The 19,961-nt window shown below is 35.1% G+C and carries 21 protein-coding genes and 1 pseudogene; 9 read left to right on the forward strand and 13 right to left on the reverse strand.

Features of this window, described 5'->3' with window-relative positions:
* Nucleotides 1–2 precede the first annotated feature (2 nt).
* The 5 genes from J3495_RS11125 to J3495_RS11145 all read left to right on the forward strand — a co-directional run bounded on the left by J3495_RS11125 (nt 3) and on the right by J3495_RS11145 (nt 8,866).
* A complete protein-coding gene (locus J3495_RS11125; protein ID WP_210666630.1) occupies nt 3–1,460 on the forward strand; it encodes a RagB/SusD family nutrient uptake outer membrane protein in 1,458 nt (485 codons plus the stop codon).
* A gap of 174 nt (nt 1,461–1,634) precedes the next feature.
* Nucleotides 1,635–3,020 (forward strand): glucoamylase family protein, encoded by a 1,386-nt coding sequence (locus J3495_RS11130; protein ID WP_210666631.1) that lies wholly within the window; start codon nt 1,635–1,637, stop codon nt 3,018–3,020.
* A gap of 40 nt (nt 3,021–3,060) precedes the next feature.
* The gene (bglX, locus tag J3495_RS11135; RefSeq protein WP_210666632.1) at nt 3,061–5,361 is read left to right on the forward strand and encodes a beta-glucosidase BglX; all 2,301 of its coding nucleotides are present in this window, start codon (nt 3,061–3,063) and stop codon (nt 5,359–5,361) included.
* A gap of 91 nt (nt 5,362–5,452) precedes the next feature.
* Nucleotides 5,453–7,369, forward strand: a complete 1,917-nt coding sequence (locus J3495_RS11140) for a discoidin domain-containing protein (RefSeq protein ID WP_210666633.1) — start codon at nt 5,453–5,455, stop codon at nt 7,367–7,369.
* A gap of 108 nt (nt 7,370–7,477) precedes the next feature.
* Nucleotides 7,478–8,866 (forward strand): M20/M25/M40 family metallo-hydrolase, encoded by a 1,389-nt coding sequence (locus J3495_RS11145; protein WP_210666634.1) that lies wholly within the window; start codon nt 7,478–7,480, stop codon nt 8,864–8,866.
* Nucleotides 8,867–8,932: 66 nt separating this feature from the next.
* Here the strand turns inward: J3495_RS11145 and J3495_RS11150 are convergent, their stop codons facing one another.
* From J3495_RS11150 to J3495_RS11210, 13 genes are all read right to left on the reverse strand, one after another.
* Entirely contained in the window at nt 8,933–9,238 is a 306-nt protein-coding gene (locus J3495_RS11150; RefSeq protein ID WP_210666635.1) for a hypothetical protein, read from the reverse strand.
* A gap of 6 nt (nt 9,239–9,244) precedes the next feature.
* Nucleotides 9,245–9,697, reverse strand: coding sequence for a hypothetical protein (locus J3495_RS11155; RefSeq protein WP_210666636.1), 453 nt, complete (start codon nt 9,695–9,697; stop codon nt 9,245–9,247).
* Between the two features lie 108 nt (nt 9,698–9,805).
* Nucleotides 9,806–10,483 (reverse strand): YiiX family permuted papain-like enzyme, encoded by a 678-nt coding sequence (locus tag J3495_RS11160; protein ID WP_210666637.1) that lies wholly within the window; start codon nt 10,481–10,483, stop codon nt 9,806–9,808.
* Nucleotides 10,484–10,650: 167 nt separating this feature from the next.
* A complete protein-coding gene (locus J3495_RS11165) occupies nt 10,651–11,514 on the reverse strand; it encodes a hypothetical protein (protein WP_236025449.1) in 864 nt (287 codons plus the stop codon).
* A gap of 46 nt (nt 11,515–11,560) precedes the next feature.
* Nucleotides 11,561–12,379: a 3-deoxy-8-phosphooctulonate synthase gene (gene kdsA / locus J3495_RS11170; protein ID WP_210666639.1), complete on the reverse strand. Its 819-nt coding sequence runs from the start codon at nt 12,377–12,379 to the stop codon at nt 11,561–11,563.
* Between the two features lie 312 nt (nt 12,380–12,691).
* Entirely contained in the window at nt 12,692–13,489 is a 798-nt protein-coding gene (locus tag J3495_RS11175; RefSeq protein WP_210666640.1) for an arylamine N-acetyltransferase family protein, read from the reverse strand.
* Nucleotides 13,490–13,559: 70 nt separating this feature from the next.
* On the reverse strand, nt 13,560–14,009 hold the full coding sequence (locus tag J3495_RS11180) for a 2-dehydro-3-deoxyphosphooctonate aldolase (RefSeq protein ID WP_210666641.1): 450 nt from the start codon (nt 14,007–14,009) through the stop codon (nt 13,560–13,562).
* Nucleotides 14,010–14,098: 89 nt separating this feature from the next.
* Complete coding sequence (locus J3495_RS11185; protein ID WP_210666642.1) at nt 14,099–14,788, reverse strand: lysoplasmalogenase; 690 nt, start codon at nt 14,786–14,788, stop codon at nt 14,099–14,101.
* 8 nt (nt 14,789–14,796) lie between these two features.
* Nucleotides 14,797–16,068 (reverse strand): sterol desaturase family protein, encoded by a 1,272-nt coding sequence (locus J3495_RS11190; RefSeq protein WP_210666643.1) that lies wholly within the window; start codon nt 16,066–16,068, stop codon nt 14,797–14,799.
* A 65-nt stretch (nt 16,069–16,133) separates the two neighbouring features.
* Nucleotides 16,134–16,409 carry an ATP-dependent Clp protease adaptor ClpS gene (locus tag J3495_RS11195; RefSeq protein ID WP_210666644.1) on the reverse strand — a complete coding sequence of 92 codons (276 nt, stop codon included), beginning with the start codon at nt 16,407–16,409 and terminating at the stop codon, nt 16,134–16,136.
* A gap of 36 nt (nt 16,410–16,445) precedes the next feature.
* Nucleotides 16,446–17,279 (reverse strand): 50S ribosomal protein L11 methyltransferase, encoded by an 834-nt coding sequence (gene prmA, locus J3495_RS11200; protein ID WP_210666645.1) that lies wholly within the window; start codon nt 17,277–17,279, stop codon nt 16,446–16,448.
* A gap of 147 nt (nt 17,280–17,426) precedes the next feature.
* Nucleotides 17,427–17,867, reverse strand: coding sequence for a KTSC domain-containing protein (locus J3495_RS11205; RefSeq protein ID WP_115845979.1), 441 nt, complete (start codon nt 17,865–17,867; stop codon nt 17,427–17,429).
* A 351-nt stretch (nt 17,868–18,218) separates the two neighbouring features.
* The gene (locus J3495_RS11210) at nt 18,219–18,470 is read right to left on the reverse strand and encodes a hypothetical protein (protein WP_210666646.1); all 252 of its coding nucleotides are present in this window, start codon (nt 18,468–18,470) and stop codon (nt 18,219–18,221) included.
* Nucleotides 18,471–18,556: 86 nt separating this feature from the next.
* Between J3495_RS11210 and J3495_RS11215 the strand changes: the two genes are divergently transcribed.
* The 4 genes and pseudogenes from J3495_RS11215 to J3495_RS11230 all read left to right on the forward strand — a co-directional run bounded on the left by J3495_RS11215 (nt 18,557) and on the right by J3495_RS11230 (nt 19,931).
* Nucleotides 18,557–19,126, forward strand: coding sequence for a hypothetical protein (locus tag J3495_RS11215; protein ID WP_210666647.1), 570 nt, complete (start codon nt 18,557–18,559; stop codon nt 19,124–19,126).
* Complete coding sequence (locus J3495_RS11220) at nt 19,099–19,245, forward strand: hypothetical protein (protein ID WP_089075917.1); 147 nt, start codon at nt 19,099–19,101, stop codon at nt 19,243–19,245. The genes J3495_RS11215 and J3495_RS11220 overlap by 28 nt, the downstream gene beginning before the upstream one ends.
* Before the next feature lie 85 nt (nt 19,246–19,330).
* A complete protein-coding gene (locus J3495_RS11225) occupies nt 19,331–19,561 on the forward strand; it encodes a hypothetical protein (RefSeq protein WP_210666648.1) in 231 nt (76 codons plus the stop codon).
* Nucleotides 19,551–19,931: pseudogene (locus J3495_RS11230) on the forward strand (YchJ family protein). The gene J3495_RS11225 and the pseudogene J3495_RS11230 overlap by 11 nt, the downstream one beginning before the upstream one ends.
* Nucleotides 19,932–19,961: the final 30 nt, after the last annotated feature.

Consider the following 19,961-nt stretch of genomic DNA (forward strand, 5'->3'; position numbering starts at 1 on the left):
TTATGAAAAAGATATATATAGCAACGTTTGTATTATCAACACTCTTTTTTACAGGATGTGCAGACGATTATTTAGATGTAGATCAAACAGAATCTATTTCTACTGATGATGTCGAATTGTTTAATAATGATGCTGGTGCAACTCAGTTTGTTACCTCTATTTATAATAAATTCTTGAATTGGGACATGACCTCATTTGGTTGGATCGGACTTTCAAGTATTACGTCTGATGATGCCGATAAAGGTTCATCTCCTGGAGATACCGGCACAGATAAAGATGTATTGGATAATCTGACTTACAATGCATCAAATCCTTCTGTTGAAGGTATATTCAATGCTAATTATGATGGTATCAATAGATGCAACCAGGCCTTGAATATTTTGCCTAAATTAGACAAAGCCGATGCCAATTTAAGAGCCAGATTAGCAGGTGAAGCCAAATTTTTAAGAGCCTTTATGTATTTTACTTTAGTGAAATGTTTTGGAGGAGTGCCAATTGTAGACCACTTGCCTATTCCAGGTTCAGATTCAGACAGAATTATGCAGTTGACACGCAAAACCTCTGCTGAAGTATATGCCTTTATCGAAAGTGACTTAAATGACGCTATTGCTGCATTACCTGAAAAATCGGCCTATGGAGCCAATGAAAAATCAAGAGTGTCAAAAGGTGCTGCGTATGCTTTATTAGCAAAAGTAAGTTTGTATCAAAAAAATTGGCAAAAAGTAGTTGACAATTGTAATAAAGTTACAGGTTATTCACTTGCCAATGATTATGCTACCATGTTTAGACCTGCAGGAAAATTTGATTCTGAATCTATTTTCGAAATTTATGCTCAAGGTGCTGTACCTGCTAAAGGAATCGAAGGTTACTCAAACACACAAGGTGCTCGTGGTGCTGGTGGATGGGGCTGGGGTTTCAATACACCATCTCAAAGTTTAGTAAATGCTTATGAGCCTGGCGATGTTAGAAAAACAGCAACCATTATTTTTAGAGGAACTACTTTGTACGATGGTAGGGTAATTCCAACGACAGTTGAAAATGAAACCTATAACTACAAAGCTTATTCGTCTGCTTACACAGATGCCTGGGAGACAGATGTAGATATTAAATACCTAAGATATGCTGAAGTTTTATTGATGAAAGCAGAAGCTCTTAATGAGTTAGGACAAACTTCGGAGGCTATTCCTTTGCTGAATCAAATTAGAAACAGAGCAAATTTAGGAGCAACTCCTGCTGTATCACAAGCTGATGTTAGAACTGCAATTTGGAAAGAAAGAAGGGTAGAGATGGCTTTTGAGCATGATCGCTTTTTTGATCTAGTACGTACAGGTCAGGCCAAAGCTGCTTTCACTGCGGATAATAATAAAGTTTTTGTTGTGGGTAAACATGAATTGTTTCCTATACCAGCTGCATTCTTAAAACAAGCAGGAACTTTGTCTTCTCAAAATCCTTTGTATTAAATCCTTAATTATCATTACTGAATCAAGTAATGTAGGATTTTGATCTTACTAATAGTGAAGTTACAATTCTCTTTAAAATAGAGAAAAAATAAAAGGTAACCCATCTTTATCATACACCTAGGACTAAAAATTCTAGGTGTATTTTTTACAAAAAAATACCACAACTTACAAAAAATGAAAAGTAGTTTATATATCCCTCTTTTTTTGAGTGTTATTCTCTCATGTTCGTCTTCTTCACCTGAAGGTAATAATGCAGTGACACCTTTGCCAACAAATCCAGTAATACCAGTAAAACAGCTAACAGATACCGAAGCTTTAGACCAGGTTCAGAAAGATGCAATAAAATATTTTTGGGATTATGCTGATTCTAATTCAAAATTGGCTCGAGAAAGATATCACACTGAAGATCCTAATTTCGAATCTAATATTATCACCACAGGAGGCTCTGGTTTTGGGTTAATGACTATTGTTGTAGGAGTAGAAAGAGGTTTTTTGCCAAGAGCCGAAGCTGTTTCTAGACTTACAACAGCTTTAAATTTTCTCGAAAAAGCAGATCGTTTTCACGGTGCGTGGCCACATTGGATGGATAATAAAGCAGGAAAAGTAATTCCGTTTGGAACCAAAGATAACGGAGGAGATTTAGTAGAAACTTCTTTTGTTTGTCAGGCTCTCATTACTATCAGAGAATATTTTAAAAACGGAAGCACGACCGAAAAAGAATTAGCTGCAAAAGCAGATGAACTTTGGAAAGGCGTAGAATGGGACTGGTACACCAAAGGCGAAGAAGCGCTTTATTGGCATTGGTCTCCCAATTATGGTTGGGAAATGAATTTTAAATTAGAAGGCTACAATGAATGTCTGATCACGTACATCATGGCTGCATCTTCGCCAACGCATCCGATTTCTGCTGCTGCATATCATAAAGCTTGGGCAAGAAACGGAGCAATTGTAAACGCAGGCACCCAATACGGAGTTCCGGTTGTTTTAAATTACAACGGAGCTACAGGAAGCGTTGGACCCATGTTCTGGTCTCATTATTCGTATTTGGGACTTGACCCAAATAATTTAAAAGATAAATATGCAGATTATGGAGTTTTAACTCAAAATCACGCCAAAATTATGGTGCAGCACAGTATAACAAACCCCAAAGGATGGAAAGACTACTCTGATAAATGTTGGGGACTTACGGCAAGTTATACCAGAAATTTAGACGGCACAACTGGTTATACGGCACATCAGCCAAATAATGATACGGGAGTAATTTCGCCAACCGCAGCTTTGTCGTCTTTTCCTTTTGCTCCAACAGAGGCAATGAAGTTTTTACATTATTTATATGATGAAAATAAAACAAAATATGTCGGTATTGCAGGGCCTTATGATGCTTTTTCACCACAGTATAATTGGGTAACGCCTCGTTATTTAGCCATTGATCAGGGAACTATTGCTCCTATGATTGAAAACTATAGATCTGGTTTATTATGGAAATTATTTATGAATGCGCCCGAGACCAAACAAGGTTTGATCACCTTAGGTTTTCATTCATCGAAATACGGTTTTTAATTCACTTTCTTAACACACACAAACATATAAATACAATAGAATGAAAAATAAAGTAGTATTACTCTTTTTAGGATGTGCCTTGTTGGGGTATTCTCAAAAGAAGGAGTCTAAAAATAGCGTAAAAATCAAACCAAAAGCCGAATTTGTAGCCGAATTATTGTCGAAGATGACATTGGATGAAAAATTAGGACAATTAAATTTGCCTAGTTCTGGTGACTTTACAACTGGTTTGGCCAAAAGCTCTGATATATCAAAAAAAATTTCCGAAGGTAAAGTTGGTGGTTTGTTCAATATAAAATCAGTCGAAAAAATTAGAGAAGTACAAAAGCTGGCTGTTGAAAATAGCCGATTAAAAATTCCATTGATTTTTGGTATGGATGTTATTCACGGCTACGAAACAACATTTCCAATTCCGCTTGGATTGTCTTGTACTTGGGATATGAATTTAATCGAAAGAAGTGCTCAAATTGCTGCTCAGGAAGCCAGTGCAGACGGAATCAACTGGACGTTTTCGCCAATGGTTGATATTTCTCGTGACCCTCGCTGGGGAAGAATTTCCGAAGGTTCCGGCGAAGATCCATACTTGGGGAGTCAAATTGCAAAAGCAATGGTAAACGGCTATCAGCAACATGATTTGTCAAAAAACACTTCAATTTTGGCGTGTGTAAAACACTTTGCTTTGTACGGTGCGCCAGAAGCAGGTCGTGATTACAATACCGTAGACATGAGCCATATCAGGATGTTCAATGATTATTTCCCTCCTTACAAAGCTGCTGTAGATGCCGGTGTAGGTTCTGTTATGGCTTCTTTTAATGAAGTTGATGGAATTCCTGCTACTGGAAATAAATGGTTAATGACCGATGTTTTAAGAAAGCAATGGGGTTTCAAAGGATTTGTAGTGACAGATTTTACTGGAATTAACGAAATGATCGATCACGGAATGGGTGATTTACAGGCTGCCTCTGCTTTGGCCATGAATGCTGGTGTAGAGATGGATATGGTAGGAGAAGGATTCTTAACTACTCTAAAAAAATCGATTGACGAGAAAAAAGTAACTATAGAAAGAATAGATGCGGCTGTAAGACTTATTTTAGAAGCCAAATATGATCTAGGATTGTTTGAAGATCCTTATAAATATTGTGATATAAAAAGGGCCAAAACGGATATTTTTACTTCTAATAATAGAATAGAAGCCCGCAAAATAGCCGCTCAATCATTGGTTTTATTAAAAAATCAAAACCAATTGTTACCGCTTAAAAAATCGGGAACAATTGCGGTTATCGGACCTTTGGCTGATGCCGAAGAAAATATGTCCGGTACCTGGAGTGTGGCGACCAAAAAAGGAACTTCGGTTACGCTATTGAATGGTATCAAAGAAGTAGCCGGAAAGTCTGTAAAAGTGCTTTATGCCAAAGGAAGCAATTTAGATTATGATGCAACTTTTGAGACGAACGCTACAATGTTCGGAAAAACATTGCATCGTGATGCTCGTTCGAAAGAAGAACTTATCGCAGAAGCATTAAAAGTGGTCAGTCAATCTGATGTAATTGTGGCTGCTTTGGGTGAATCTGCTGAAATGAGCGGAGAATCCAGCAGTAGAACCAATTTAGAGATTCTGCAGGCACAAAAAGATTTATTAAATGCATTATTAAAAACCGGAAAACCAGTTGTTTTAGTATTATTTGATGGCCGTCCTTTGGTTATTCAGGACGAAAACAATACTGTTCCAGCGATTTTAAATGTTTGGTTTGCCGGAACAGAAGCAGGTTATGCAATTGCCGATGTTTTGTTTGGAGATGTAAATCCTTCCGGAAAATTGACTGCTACTTTTCCACGAAGCGTGGGGCAACTGCCTATTTATTACGCTCACAAAAATACAGGAAGACCGCTTTCTAACACAGAGGGTAAGTTCGAAAAATTCAGATCCAACTATATCGATGAGAGAAATGAACCATTATTTCCTTTTGGTTTCGGATTAAGTTATACGTCTTTCGATTATTCGAATATTAAAATTTCTTCTGATAAAATGAATGTCAACGGAAAACTAAAGGTTACGGTAGAGGTTACCAACACTGGAAATTTTGAAGGTAAAGAAACCGTACAATTGTACATAAGAGATTTAGTAGGTTCTGTGACCAGACCGGTTAGAGAACTGAAAGGTTTTCAGAAAATCAACCTTAAAAAAGGAGAAAAACAAACGGTGACTTTTGAAATCACGGTGGAAGATTTAAAGTTTTATAACTCTGATTTACAATTTGTAGCAGAGCCTGGGCAGTTTGATGTTTTCCTAGGAGGAAATTCAAATGCCGATAAGAAAGTTAGTTTTGAGTTAACTAAATAGTTGGTTTATTTATTAGTAATTGCCCTTCGTGAATGGTTAAACGAAGGGCTTTTTTTAATTCAAAATCTACTAATCCCTAAAATTATACAAAATGAGCAAACGATATTCCATTTTATTTTTGTTTCTAATGATTGCTTTTTACGCTGATTTATCAGCACAGCAGATTCCGGGTAAAACAGAATGGTTTGACCCCAATAAGCCAGCTACAACCTATTGTAATCCGATCAATATTGGCTACAATTACACGACTAATAATCATAACGGAATTCCGGAATCGCGCCGTTCTAGCGCAGATCCAGTGATTATTAATTACAAAGGAGATTATTACTTGTTTGCCACCAATCAGGCAGGTTTTTTTTGGAGCAAAGATCTGGCCGACTGGAATTTTGTTTACGGAAGTTTTCAAAGAAAACCTGCCGATGATGATCAATGTGCTCCTGCGGCTTGGGTTGTAAATGACACACTTTTTTATGTAGGTTCTACCTGGAAAAAAGACCATCCGGTTTGGAAAACAGCTGATCCAAAATCGGGTCGCTGGTTAAGACATGTTGACACAGCGATGTTACCCACCTGGGATCCTGCTATTTTTCAGGACGACGACAAAAAAGTATATATGTATTATGGTTCAAGCGGAAAATTACCACTCGTAGGAGTTGAAGTAGATTATAAAACGTGGCTGCCAAAAGGAAATCAGGCAGATTATCGTAAATTATATGAAGCAACTGAAGTAGAAGATATTCAGCAGCCTTACGGCGAAATAAAAGCAGTCGTCAATTTAGATCCGTCCAATCATGGATGGGAACGTTTCGGCCCTAATAATGATATGGAGCCAGCACCATGGGGAAATTTTATAGAAGGGGCATGGATGACCAAACACAACGGAAAATATTATATGCAATACGGCGCACCGGCAACCGAATTTAAAGGCTATGCAAATGGGGTTCATGTAGGTGATAATCCGTTAGGTCCATTCGTATATCAAAAACACAATCCGATGTCTTATAAACCTGGTGGTTTTGTAATTGGTGCGGGACACGGAAATACTTTTGCAGACAATTACGGAAATTACTGGAATACAGGAACGTGTAAAATTTCGATAAAAGACCGATTTGAGCGTCGTATCGATATGTTTCCGGCAGGATTTGATAAAGATGATATCATGTATTCTATCACTTCCTACGGCGATTTTCCAATCATGTTACCAACGCAACAGCGGGATCATACCAAAGGAGCTTCTTCGGGCTGGATGTTACTTTCATACAAAAAAGCGTTAACAGTTTCTTCTGCTGAAGAATGCAGCGAGGTTGAGACGCACAGGGTGGATAATGGAGGCAAAAAGGTATTCGAAAAATTTTGCTATAATGCAGAAAACCTGACCGATGAGAATATTCAAACTTATTGGTCTGCTACAACAGATAAACCTGGCGAGTGGCTGCAACTTGATTTAGGCAGAAAGATGCAGATAAATGCCCTGCAAATTAATTATGCAGATCACAAAGCCACACAATACAATAAAGCAATGGACATTTATTACCAATATAAAATTTACATGTCTGATGATGCTCAAAATTGGAAATTAGTGGTTGATAAATCCCAAAATGATAAAGATGCTCCTCACGATTACCTTGAGTTGATTCAACCAATCATGGCACGTTACATTAAAATGGAGAACATTCATAATGCTTCCGGACTATTTGCGATTTCAGATTTTAGAGTGTTTGGAAATGGATTGTTGGCGAAACCAAAAATGGTTAGTAATTTTAAAGTTGACAGAAATTTACAAGATTCCCGCAATGCAATGATATCTTGGAAAAAGCAACCTGATGCCGTTGGATATACCATTTATTACGGAATAGAGAAGGATAAATTATACAATACGATCATGGTGTATGACGCTGATAAGTATGATTTTAGAGGCTTGGACAAAGGAACGAAGTACTTTTTTACGATTGAGGCTTTTAATGAAAATGGTATCGGTTTAAAAAATAAGATTATTGAAGTAAAATAATTTTGTTTCGAATTTCTGAAAAGGTTTAAAAAAACTACGTCGGGTTGTAAAGAATTTTGTTCTTTTGTGAAACCAATAAAACTAAAACCCAAAAAACACAATTAACCTATGAAAAAAACGATTCTTTTAACTGCAGTGCTTTTAAGCGGATTAACTTCATTTGCACAATCAAATGACGAAAAAAACATTAAATCATTTTACAGAAAAGCGCTAACCGACTCCAAATGTTATATGTGGTTAGAGTATTTGTCTAATGATATAGGAAGTCGCTTATCGGGTTCTGAAAGTGCTGCAAAAGCAGTACAATACACAAAATCGCAGTTAGAAACTTTAGGTCTTGACAAAGTATATTTGCAAGAAGTCATGGTACCGCATTGGGTACGTGGCGAAAAAGAAACTGCCTATATTCTAGACAATAAAACCAAGACAGTTGTGCCAATTTGCGCCCTTGGAAGTTCTGTTGCAACTCCAAAAACTGGAATCACTGCCGAAGTTATTGAAGTAAAAGGAATAGCAGATTTAGCTGTATTAGGAGATAAAGTAAAAGGAAAAATTGTGTTTTATAACAGACCAATGGACCCAGAAAATATTGAGACTTTCAAATCGTACGGAGCTTGTGTAGATCAAAGATATGCAGGAGCAAAAGAAGCGGCAAAATTAGGAGCAGTAGGAACGATCGTTCGTTCGATGAATTTGCGTCTGGATGATTTTCCGCATACTGGTAATCAAAGTTATGGTGATTTGCCAAAAGAACAGTACATTCCAACAGCCGCTATTAGTACCAATGGCGCCGAGTTATTGAGTGAATCTTTAAAAAATAATCCAAGTCTGAAATTCTATTTTAAACAATCTTGCGAGACTTTGCCAGACGTTTTATCATATAATGTGATTGGCGAAATTACAGGAAAAGACCATCCGGAAGATATCATGGTTGTTGGCGGACATTTGGATTCTTGGGATTTAGCAGATGGTTCACATGATGATGGGGCTGGTGTGGTGCAAAGTATGGAAGCAATTCGAATTTTGAAAAGTTTTAATTATAAGCCTAAAAATACGATTCGTGTTGTCTTGTTTATGAATGAAGAAAACGGTACCAGAGGTGGAAAAAAATACGAAGAGGTTGCTAAACAGAATAAAGAAAACCACATTTTTGCATTAGAAAGTGATTCTGGCGGATTTACTCCTAGAGGATTTTCTATTGATGCAGATGATGCGAATTTGAAAAAAATTCAAGGCTACAAAGACTTTTTTGAACCGTATATGGTGCATAGTTTTACAATTGGCCACGGTGGTTCTGATATTGATCCTTTAACTTCTAAAACATTAGTAAAAGTAGGTCTTAAACCCGATTCACAACGTTATTTTGATTACCATCACGCAGCAAATGATAAATTTGATGCTATCAACAAAAGAGAATTAGAACTTGGTGCTGCCACTATGGCTTCGTTACTCTATTTAGTAGATCAAAACGGAATCGTGTTGCCAGCTTCTAACTAAGAGTTTAGAAATAATAGTCATAAGAAAGCCACTTTAAGAGTGGCTTTTTTTGCTATAAATTGGAGCTTAAAGTTTCATTATAATGAGATAATATAGAAAAGCAATCGGAATATTGGATAACAGAATTAAAATTTTTACCGCAATATCTTTGCGCTGCTGGCTTTTACGAACAAATAGATCTGTTAAATGAGACAGCATGATAAGATTAAGCAGAATGGCAGAAGCGATAAAAGGGGCAGCAATAATTAAAATGTCAGCGCTCTGCTTTGCTGTGATATAAAGTATAAATAGCAACGTACTAATAACAAAGCTTCCTATGGCTAATTCTGTAGATTGCTGTTCTTGAAAAGATGCTGAGGTATAAATTTTCATAAAATTTTAAATTTTAAAAGTAGTTTGGATGGACTCAATAGGAGTAAGGAGCATTTTAGAAAAATCCAGATAATAAAAAGGAAGTGCCTTTTGTCCTTTTTTATATTTTTTTAAAAAATACCCAATTTCAGTAGGATAAAATAACGTTCCCGAAAGAATAACCAAGAATAAATACAGGCTCTTTTTTCTATTTCCTAAAAGGTAATACTGCATGGCGATTTCGTCTTGAACCGAAATTCCAGTATTGGTTAGGACGTGAATAACATCATGATCTTCTAGTTTTTCCTGAATATCAAAATTATTTTGCATAAGAAAATCGCCAATTCCGCGACCTAAACTTCCCGTTGGAAAGTCTAATAATTCTTCTTTGGTAATATCCCAAGGCGCATTTCTTTTGATGTATTTTTGATATGGTTTTCTCGACCATTCATACATTTTTTCAATAAATAGATCTTTCATATAAATTTTTTAAAAGTACTTTGTTTTTCAAAGTATAATGAGAAATAAAAAAGCATTACTATGCTTCTTTATTCTGCTATTTGACTTTTCAGTGTTTCGTTTTTTTGTTTAGTAGTTGTCAATGATTGTTTCTAAGAGTTCCGACTCAAAAAGGTTAGAAGGTGCTACTACTTTTTCCTTGAGGGGAATATGATTTCCGTATCTTTGTTTCAAAATTTCCTGTACACGTTGATCATTTAAATTAAATTCTTTCAAAGCATGCAAAGGGCATAAAGTAATTCCAGCACCATTTTTGTATATTTTCCAAACCAATTCAGAGCAATAAATACGCTGATCTGTCCATTCAAAAAAGGCATCATATTCTTTTCCATCAAGCTGCTGACTGTAATTTTGCATTTTTTGTACGACAACAGGAGTTAAAAGCTGGTCAGCATTTTTTAATCTTTTTATAACATAGTTATTGTCTTTTCCATGCTGAATCCATTCGTTAAACGGAGTCAGTTTTACAGGCTGAACAGCTTCAAAAACAAACCATTTTCCGTCTATTGCGTAAATAATACCACAATGCGAAAATTTTGAATTAGTTGCAATTCGCACTGCTTCACATTGAGGAGATTGCGAGGTTTGAAAAATAATATCGCCATCTTTAAGTTTACTTTCTATGGTGTTTTCTGTCTTTGTTTTTAAAAACGGATTGTTAGGGAAGACAGACATTGCTACAAACAGTACAAGGCCAAAACTTAGCAGAAACGTAATTCCAAGAAACACATATTTTTGTTTTTTCATCTTTTTATTTTAAATGCTAAAAGTACATTATTACACTTTAGGAGGATTATCTTTTTTTTAATACTTTAACAATGATTAAAAGAACTTTGAATTACAAAGTAAATCATAAAAAAAATAGTTGCCAAATTAATTGACAACTATTTTTTAAAATATATTTTTAAGAAATTTTAGATTCTAAAAATTCCTCCAACAGCAATAATTCTCTGAAAGAAGAAAAATTCCTGCGAAGCAGTATCTTCATTCCTTTGCGTGGTTCTAATGTCCTGCATATTGATGTAGCCACCTTTTAACTCACCCTGAAGGTAGAAATGCTTAAAAAACGTAAAGTTGATACCCGCCTTTGCAGACATCCCATAACCTGATATATGAAAATCGTCATGGCGTTCTTTACCTAAAAGCATGGTATTGGTTTTTGGGTACAAAATTCCTCCCCCTAAACCTTCTGTTAAGTTAATCTGCACTTTATCTGTATTGGGCAAACCAAACCATTTCGAAATATCGTCATGTCTTGAAACCTCAGTATTAACATAGTTCAAACCATCTGTATGTTCGTACATTAAAAAAGCAGTATTAGTGTCAGGATTACCACCTTCAGCAGCAGCACCTTGAGACATATCTACAGGTGTGTTATTGTAAACTCCGTTGTGAATAGATCCTGCCTGATCAGCAGGTAAATCAATATACCCCGTAACATTGGCCGTTTGATTTTGAGTCATCACATATTTCATGTGATCCCAACCGATAGCAACACTATAATGATCGTTAATGAAATACCCCAATCTAAAATTAGTTTGAGGAATGGTCATGTTTGCCGGATTTATATAATCAAGATGATATCCTTTTGGCTTATCATGTGCTTTCATGTCTGCTACTGTAAAGTTATAATCTTTTCCTCTAAATGTTACATCAGATTTAGAGTAACTTTCTCTGTTACCTCCCCAGGAAACAAAGAATTTCCCTTTATTATGAGCTGTGTATTTTTGTACTGCGATTTCTTCCTGAGCAAATGTGTTTATTGAAAAACACAACATAAAAAAAAATATAATTTTTGCTTTCAATTGAAAATAATATTAAAAATTAAAATGTATTGATTGTTTTTCTAATCGCTACCAATTTGGTCATCAAACCTTCAAAATAGTCCAAATGAAGCATGTTAGCACCATCACTTTTTGCATTAGCAGGATCAAAATGGGTTTCTATAAAAATACCATCAACACCAACAGCAATTCCCGCTTTGGCAACAGTTTCAATCATGTCAGGTCTTCCGCCCGTAACACCCGCAGTTTGGTTAGGCTGTTGCAAAGAATGCGTTACATCCAAAACCGTCGTAGCATATTGCTGCATCGTCGGGATACCTCTGTAATCTACAATCATATCCTGATAACCAAACATAGTACCACGATCTGTAACCATCACATTTTCGTTGTGGCAGTCCAGTACTTTTTGTACCGCATGTTTCATGCTTTCCGGACTCATAAATTGCCCTTTTTTCAGGTTGACCACTTTTCCTGTGTTGGCAGCTGCCACAACAAGATCGGTTTGACGCACCAGAAAAGCAGGAATTTGCAAAACATCTACGTATTGTGCTGCCATATCCGCATCTTCATTGGTATGAATATCGGTCACGGTTGGAACGTGAAATGTTTCCGAAACTTTTCTTAAAATTTTCAACGCTTTTTCATCACCAATTCCGGAAAAACTATCAATTCTAGAACGATTGGCTTTTTTAAATGATCCCTTAAAGACATAAGGAATCTGAAGTTTGTCGGTAATACCAACTAATTTTTCGGCAATTCTCAGCGCCATTTCTTCACCTTCTATAGCGCAAGGACCCGCCAATAAAAAGAAATTACCGCTTTCAGTATGCTTAATTTGTGGAATATGTTGTATGTTCATAATATGTTTTTTTGACAGTGCAAAGGTAGTTATGATTTACTATTTACGGTTCTTGATTTAAGTTTTTTTTAAGAAGCTATTCCTGCTATTCGTTCCTATCTTTTTTTCCAAATCCTTTTTTTATTGGTCTTTGCAGGAGCTTCCGTTGGTCGCTCTGCCAAAACCAGAAAAAATAGGCTTTCTCAAAAAAGGATATTCACTGCTATCAGGGCTATTGCTATACGTTTTCAAGAAATTTCAGGAATGCCTTAATCGTAATCAATTTAAAAATTAGCGTAAATTAGTGCAGTTCGCAGCAAGAAGAATTCAACATTATTTGTCGATTGTAATGTTAAATTCGGTTTCCAGAATAGTCGGTAATTGATCCTTTTCAATAGATACAATTTCGCTTGTTCCATTAGTAACCGATTTGATTGCGTTTTTAAAAAGCATTTTTTTGCCCAACGGATTTTGCAAAACAACAATTAAGTTTTGTACAAAAAACGAGTCAGGATGCGAGTAATTATAATGATTGGCAGGTTTAAAGTCAATCCATTTTTGTGGCGTCAAATCAAAGGAATACAAATTAGACCATTCTTTTCCAATTAAAACACGGAGTAAAAAGTCACCCTCTTCGGTTGTAACCAAAGTAAAAGTATCAAAATCATGCTGAATCTCACGATCGGTTTGGCTGAGTTTCAAAGGTTCTCTGATACTGTTACCGCCAAAGCCCAAATCAATCAAATACGCTTCATTTTCGATCGTTGCAATGATCGCCAAATGTGTTTTAGGATTTTGCCCGGGATTCACCAGAGGGCGTGCTGCAACATAGTAATGCGGAACACCAATTTCCTGCAATGCGAGAGAAAACAAACCATTAATCTGATAGCAATATCCACCTCGATTTTTATGAACAATTTGGTCTACAATATCATCACCCGACAGCGAGATAATTTTTCCTGCCTGAACATCAATATTTTCAAAAGGAACACTAAATAGCTGACATTGCATGAGCTTTTTGATGCCTTCAAAATTTAATTCTATTGGTCCAAAAAACTTAATTCTGTCTAAATAATGCTGTAAATTAAAACTTAAAGCTTCAATTTTAGTATGATTTTTTGATTGTTGCATTCTTTCTAAAATTATATTTTTCGGTTATGTTTTAATCAGTTTGCTGGGTTTACAATCAAATGCGATACATTTATTGCTTCAATCTCAATCCCATCGGAACCATCAAAATACCTTTTTCGTAAACATTAAGATAAAGTGTTACCGGTTTTTTTTGTCCTTCCCATTTAAGTTCGTACACATTAAGAAATCCGGCACCCATGTCGCTTCTTTTGCTAGGGAAAGGACAGCAGGTTTCTAATCGTGTATAGGTGATTTTTTCTCCATTAGGGCCCGCCAAAGCATTCAGAAACCGATTTTCGTTAAGGGCTTCGTCTCTGGTATTTTGATAAAAAATATTAACGGGATAGTCAGGGTCATAACCATACTTTTTGTCTTTGCTAAACAAAGTAATGGCAAAAGTATTGTCTTTCTTCAAAATCAGATCGGGTGCGTTGTCATCTACATTTTTCAAAGTCGATCTCGTACTTACACAAGAAGCTGTTAAAATAAGTATGGCGATAAAAAAAGCTGTTTTTTTCATAGTTTGAGATATTGATACAAATGTAAAAAGTTTTTTGCCAAAGACTAAAGGATTAAAAAGTAAAAAAATCACTTCAATTTGCTTCATTCTTATTTTTCCTGTATTTTTTTGAATGTTGAATTCAAATTCAGAATACCCACTACAATCAGATATTGTGCCACAAGATAGGTAAGCATAATAAAAAAAGAACTTCTTTCAATTGGTGCATAAAATTTGTTAATAGCCAAAATACTATCCGACATTACAAACACAATAGCACCAACAAAAATAAATTGGTTTCCGGGCTTTTTCCAAACCAAAAATCCATTAAAAGCAAATAAAAGCATGACAGAAATTACGCTGGCATAGACGGTGACTGGAATTTTTAATGGTCCTAAATGGGGTATTAAAACAGCTAACATTCCAGCCAAATAGAGGATAATAAGCAGTATTCCAGCTCCAAAAGTAATTTTGTTCTTTGTTGCTCTAGTCTTGATTTGCTTGCTAAAAAGCAGACAATAAACCAAATGCGAAATTAAAAAAAAGACCAAACCTACTATAAAATAGATTTCGTCTTTATCAGCAAAAATCAAAACTATATCACCCATCCAGGAGAACAGCAATGCCGTCAAAAGAATTTTTTTGGATGGAAATTTTTCATTCAAATAAACACCAACTCCTAATAATGGAATCAAAAATGGTTTTAAAAACAAATCAAGACTTTCGTTTCCTGAGAGTAAAATAAAAAGGTAAAAAAGCCCAAAAAATATATAAATTTTTAGGAATAGTGTATTTTTCATAAAAATTTTTAAGAATGGATAAAAGATCTGGGCTCAGTTTTAAAATCTATCTGAACAAAATAAAGTGTCGCCAAAAAAGATACTATCAAATAAACCAATATGATATAAGTACTAAACGATAATACATGATTTAGCCCAAACCAATCGCCATAAAAAGATATAATTCCGATGGCAATCGCGAGACGAAAGCCTTCCCAGAAAATCGCATTTTTGTTTTTGTCCATCAATTCAGAGTAGCTGTAAATGGTAATCAGAATAAAAAATCCATAAATAAAAATATTAGGCAGACCAATTTTAGCTACATTATCAAACAGATAAGTAACAAACAAAAGAGTGATTAAAACTTGCGTAACCGACCAAAAAATTAGTTTTTGCGAATTTTGCGTGCCGTATTTTTCAAAATTAAATACATTTTCTATTTTCTTCACAGGATATTTTTCTTCAAAATTATCAGGTCTCCAGCCTGTTGGTTGGAACCAAATAGTCAATTTGTCTTTCCAGTTTTCGGCACGCCATGCATCTGCAATCAATAAACTCAAATGCTGAAAATTAATTCGTATCGGGTTCCAAGTATTAGCGGGTCTTGTAATGCCAAAAACAGGAGGTACATCGTCTAATTCAGCCTGAAAAGTGCCGAAAAGTTTGTCCCAAAAAATAAAAATTTGCGAATGATTTTTGTCTAAATATTCGGGATTAATAGCATGGTGTACACGATGATGCGACGGTGTTACCAAAATATTTTCGATAAAACCCATTTTTTTTATGTGTTTAGTGTGATACCAAAATTGCAGAAATAAATGCAATGGCAAAGTGATAGTAATTACCTTTGCCGGAACACCTAAAAGAGCAGCCGGAATCAATAAAAAAGTAAATAAATTAGCCAGACTGGCAATGGGTTGACGCAAAGCACAAGCTAAATTAAATTCTTCGCTACTGTGATGAATGGCATGTTTGTTCCAGAGAAAATTAATTTGGTGCGCCCAACGATGGCTCCAATAGCCATAAAAATCAATGACAAAAAAGGCGATGAAGTAGGAGAGTGCGTTGGCTTCTAAATGTTGAAAAGCTATTTTCGAAACCAGCCATTCATACGAAATAAACGTCAGGCTCAGCCCCAGAACATCCTTTACAGAGTTGGTCATCCCTGAGCTAACGCTGGATACACTGTCTATCAAAGGTACTGTATCTTCCTTTTTGTAAATGCCGTATATTTTTTCAATAATAATTAAAATTAAAAAAATAGGTGAGGCAATAATTAATATTTTTCCATACTCTTCCATAAAAAAACATTCTATTTTATTCAAATATAGAAAAAAATAGAATGTTTTTATAAATAATTCGCAATCTAAACAATCTCAGCGCTTAGTCCTGCTTCTAAAAGTTGTGTGCATTGTGGTTTTAATTTGTCCATCGGACCCGTTTTTACGGTACATTTTCCGTTATAATGCACGATCAGCGAGCATTGCTCTGCTTGTTCGGGAGTATGTTGGCATACGCGCATTAAAGTCTCAATTACGTGATCAAAAGTATTTACATCATCATTATAAACAATGATTTCGTTATTGAAACCAGTCGCTTCTTTTTCCCGAACTTTTTCTCTTACTTTTTCTTTAGTACTCATGTTTTTTAGGTTTTTGTACTGTTGGAATTATTTGAACTAATTTACGTATTTTAATGAAACCCAGTTGTTCCTTTGGTGCTTTTTAACATAAGTAAGCCCTTTTTCTGTGCAGGAAGCATCGATAAACGGAATGTCTTCTTCGTAAAAACCACTTAAAAGTAAAGTTCCTTTTGGGTTCAGGCAATCTACATAACTTTGCATATCGTTTAGCAAAATATTGCGGTTGATGTTGGCAATAATCAAATCGTATTTTTTACCTGATAATAAAGCTGCGTCTCCTTCGTAAACGGTAATATGTTTGCAGTTATTGCGTTCGGCATTTTCTATAGAATTGAGATAACACCAGTTGTCAATATCGATTGCATCTATTGGCTGAGCGCCTTTCATCTCGGCCAAAATGGCCAAAATGGCTGTTCCGCAACCCATGTCTAAGGTTTTCATGCCTTTTACATCTGTTTCCAGTAAATGCTGAATCATCATGTGAGTAGTCTCGTGATGTCCCGTTCCAAAACTCATTTTTGGTTCGATAACAATATCAAATTCGGCGTCTGTTTTAGGATGAAAAGGAGCGCGAACATGGCAGTTTCCATCTACATCTATAGGTTCAAAATTTTTCTCCCATTCTTCGTTCCAGTTAACCTGGTCAATTTCTTCAAAAGTATATTCAATCTTAAATTCTTCCGATTGTAAAATATAAATGTCGTCCAGAATATTTTCATCCCATAAATCTTTCTTCACAAAAGCCGAAATTCCGTTTTCTGTTTCGGTAAAACTCTCAAAGGCTTTTTCTCCCAATTCGGCTATTAAAATTTCAGACCCTAATTCTTTTGGCTCAATCGTAAAATGATACCCTAAATATATATTCGACATAAATAATTTTTTTGCAAAGGTAAGAATCGAAATCAGAAGTTGTTTAAAAATAGAACAGAACCTTGCTAGTTTTAAGGATAATTTAAAGTTTTTTCATAAAAAAAGCGACACCAAAGTATCGCTTTTTCAAAGTATAATAGAGAGAATCTATTCTTGATTTGTTTTCTTTCTCCACGTAAAAGAATTCAAAATGTGTCTTTTTGCAAATCTTCCCGGAGAGTCAGCATTGACCATTTTTACGTAAGTCGCTTTAGGAACACTGATGTATTCGTAAACACTTCCGTTAGAAAAATCGATAATCAAACGACCGTCAACAAATTTATAATCTGTAATTGAACAAGTCGAAATCGTTTCTGTATATTCAGGTAAATTAGCTTTAATTGTCTCAGGATTAATGCTTACCAAAAAGTGATAAGCCTCAATAATTGCTTTACTTTTTTCTTCTGCAGCTTTCAAACCAGCATCATCACCTTGAAATTTGTCAGGATGTGACTCTTTCATTGCATTGCGATAAATGGTTTTTAAATCTTTTAATTCGGCAGTTTTGTCTACGTTTAGTAACTTGCGGTATTCAACTATTTTTTTCATAAATAAGGTAACTACTTGTCTATTAGTTTGAAATTGATATTAAGGATTCAAAAAGACAAATTTTTTGCAAAGGTACACTTTTTTTTAACTTTTTACTTTTGATCGAAAAAATATTCCAAAAATTGGTAAAATGTATTTTCAAAAATGCTCTTTATGTATTCTGAAATTTTTTTAAGAGTGCTATTTTTTAAGGAGCTGTTTCCCGCTGTTCCTTCCAATCTTTTGTGCCGAACAACGGCACAAAAGGATTTTCCTTCCCATCGGGGCTAGGGATTCAAGGTGATAAGAGAATTTAGTTTCAGGTTGTAAAACTTGAAACCTGAAACTTCAAACAAATAAAACTTTTTAAAACTATTCCTGCTCAGGCTTAAGATTTGCTTTAGCAAAGTTCTTCGATTTTTTCGGGTATTTATCGTAGCTCATGTCGCTTGGATTTTCGATTATAGATTTTATTGTAATCAAATCACCTATGTTATGATTAGAATGCGCCATTTTATAATCTAAAAGATATTCACCACAAAAATAATTGTTGTTTTCATCTTTTTCCATGATGCCGGTATAAATTCCTTTTTGCAACATTTTTTCTTGTGAACTTTTAGTCATGATTCAGTATTTTAAAATTGATGCTGCAAAGTTAATCAATTTATCTTTGTTTTAGGGAGTTCCAGACAATCTGAGTATATTTGCACATGCAAAAAAACTTTAAACCACATCCTAATTCTTTCAAAAATACATTTTGTGTTTTTAAGGAAGTCTTGCCGGAAGCGATAGAAGGATTAAAAATTCAGTTTCAGAGCAAAGCCGGAAGTACCTATTATTACACCGAAGCCGGAATGTATCGTGTATCCAATCACTGGGGAAGACTAGCCAACAGCAAATGGAGATTGGTGGCCCTAGAACCTGAAACCGAATCAAAAACAAAAATAGGTTTTGCCGCTTGGAGCGAGTTTTATCCGGACAATGCCGACGAAAAGTTGTATTACATCCAGGCCGATTACAAAAAAAACACTGTCAATTATCAACATAAAAACAATCCTGAGTACGATAAAAAAGCAATTTTAAGGACAAGTTTTGAAACCACAAAACGAATCAAGCAAATCAGGAATTTACAACAACTGACTTCGTGGGCAAAACATTTTGATTACGAAGATATCGATGAATTGAGAGGAACAATCATCCATAAGTTAATTTACACCGAGAAAACATTAGACGAAATTAAAAGAGAAACACAATGGGACGCAACAACGAAAGAAATATAAAAAAGCACAACGACAAATTGCACAAAGCCCAGAATAAAGTAAAACAGGCTGAGATTGCGCGTAAAGAAAAGCTGAAAGAAATTATTAAGAAGTTTAACGAAGACAAAAAAGAAGAATAAAAAAGTTTCAAGTTTCAAGTTCCTTTGCTAGAACTTGAAACTAAAGAAAACCTGAAACTTTTTAAAAAAAATAACAAAAAAAGACATGAGTAAATTCGAAGATTTAAAAGTAAGCGTGCAAGAAATCATTGATCTAATTGCTGCAAAAAACAATAGAGAAGCAAACAATAAATTGCTTGAAGTAAGCGATACTTTGGATGATTTACTGGATCATGCGGAGGAAGATGATGATTTGAGAGAAATTAGTCGCTATCAAGTATTATTAAATCAGTTGCATGTAAAAATTAACGGTGAAGAACAGGTTGATGGAGAATAAAAAATGTTTTTGTGATACTGGTTTATTGTTTGAAAACTGCTGCGAATTGTATCTTCAAAAGAATCAAAAAGCACCGACAGCATTGACTTTGATGCGTTCGCGATATTCGGCTTATGCCACTCATAATGCCGATTATCTTTTAGCAACAACTTCTATTTCGGAGCGTAAATATTATTCGAAAACAGAAATCCTAAAATGGGCCACCGCTAATACATGGTAAAAATTAGAAATTCTCAATCATACAGAACATACTGTCGAATTTAAGGCTTATTTTCTGAATGAAAAACAGCTGCCTCAAACACATTACGAGTTCTCTACTTTTAAATTTGAAAATGGTGCTTGGTTTTACTTCGACGGAAAGTTTGAATAATTAGTAGTTTTAGGACTAATTTTGACCTGT

It is taken from the genome of Flavobacterium geliluteum, from assembly GCF_017948595.1.
GTDB classification, from domain to species: domain Bacteria; phylum Bacteroidota; class Bacteroidia; order Flavobacteriales; family Flavobacteriaceae; genus Flavobacterium; species Flavobacterium flavipigmentatum.

Bases quoted from the DNA above. Each gene is read 5' to 3' on its own strand.
- J3495_RS11125 (WP_210666630.1), top strand. From the start codon at position 3: ATGAAAAAGATATATATAGCAACGTTTGTATTATCAACACTCTTTTTT.
- J3495_RS11130 (WP_210666631.1), top strand. From the start codon at position 1,635: ATGAAAAGTAGTTTATATATCCCTCTTTTTTTGAGTGTTATTCTCTCA.
- bglX (WP_210666632.1), top strand. From the start codon at position 3,061: ATGAAAAATAAAGTAGTATTACTCTTTTTAGGATGTGCCTTGTTGGGG.
- J3495_RS11140 (WP_210666633.1), top strand. From the start codon at position 5,453: ATGAGCAAACGATATTCCATTTTATTTTTGTTTCTAATGATTGCTTTT.
- J3495_RS11145 (WP_210666634.1), top strand. From the start codon at position 7,478: ATGAAAAAAACGATTCTTTTAACTGCAGTGCTTTTAAGCGGATTAACT.
- J3495_RS11150 (WP_210666635.1), bottom strand. From the start codon at position 9,238: ATGAAAATTTATACCTCAGCATCTTTTCAAGAACAGCAATCTACAGAA.
- J3495_RS11155 (WP_210666636.1), bottom strand. From the start codon at position 9,697: ATGAAAGATCTATTTATTGAAAAAATGTATGAATGGTCGAGAAAACCA.
- J3495_RS11160 (WP_210666637.1), bottom strand. From the start codon at position 10,483: ATGAAAAAACAAAAATATGTGTTTCTTGGAATTACGTTTCTGCTAAGT.
- J3495_RS11165 (WP_236025449.1), bottom strand. From the start codon at position 11,514: ATGTTGTGTTTTTCAATAAACACATTTGCTCAGGAAGAAATCGCAGTA.
- kdsA (WP_210666639.1), bottom strand. From the start codon at position 12,379: ATGAACATACAACATATTCCACAAATTAAGCATACTGAAAGCGGTAAT.
- J3495_RS11175 (WP_210666640.1), bottom strand. From the start codon at position 13,489: ATGCAACAATCAAAAAATCATACTAAAATTGAAGCTTTAAGTTTTAAT.
- J3495_RS11180 (WP_210666641.1), bottom strand. From the start codon at position 14,009: ATGAAAAAAACAGCTTTTTTTATCGCCATACTTATTTTAACAGCTTCT.
- J3495_RS11185 (WP_210666642.1), bottom strand. From the start codon at position 14,788: ATGAAAAATACACTATTCCTAAAAATTTATATATTTTTTGGGCTTTTT.
- J3495_RS11190 (WP_210666643.1), bottom strand. From the start codon at position 16,068: ATGGAAGAGTATGGAAAAATATTAATTATTGCCTCACCTATTTTTTTA.
- J3495_RS11195 (WP_210666644.1), bottom strand. From the start codon at position 16,409: ATGAGTACTAAAGAAAAAGTAAGAGAAAAAGTTCGGGAAAAAGAAGCG.
- prmA (WP_210666645.1), bottom strand. From the start codon at position 17,279: ATGTCGAATATATATTTAGGGTATCATTTTACGATTGAGCCAAAAGAA.
- J3495_RS11205 (WP_115845979.1), bottom strand. From the start codon at position 17,867: ATGAAAAAAATAGTTGAATACCGCAAGTTACTAAACGTAGACAAAACT.
- J3495_RS11210 (WP_210666646.1), bottom strand. From the start codon at position 18,470: ATGACTAAAAGTTCACAAGAAAAAATGTTGCAAAAAGGAATTTATACC.
- J3495_RS11215 (WP_210666647.1), top strand. From the start codon at position 18,557: ATGCAAAAAAACTTTAAACCACATCCTAATTCTTTCAAAAATACATTT.
- J3495_RS11220 (WP_089075917.1), top strand. From the start codon at position 19,099: ATGGGACGCAACAACGAAAGAAATATAAAAAAGCACAACGACAAATTG.
- J3495_RS11225 (WP_210666648.1), top strand. From the start codon at position 19,331: ATGAGTAAATTCGAAGATTTAAAAGTAAGCGTGCAAGAAATCATTGAT.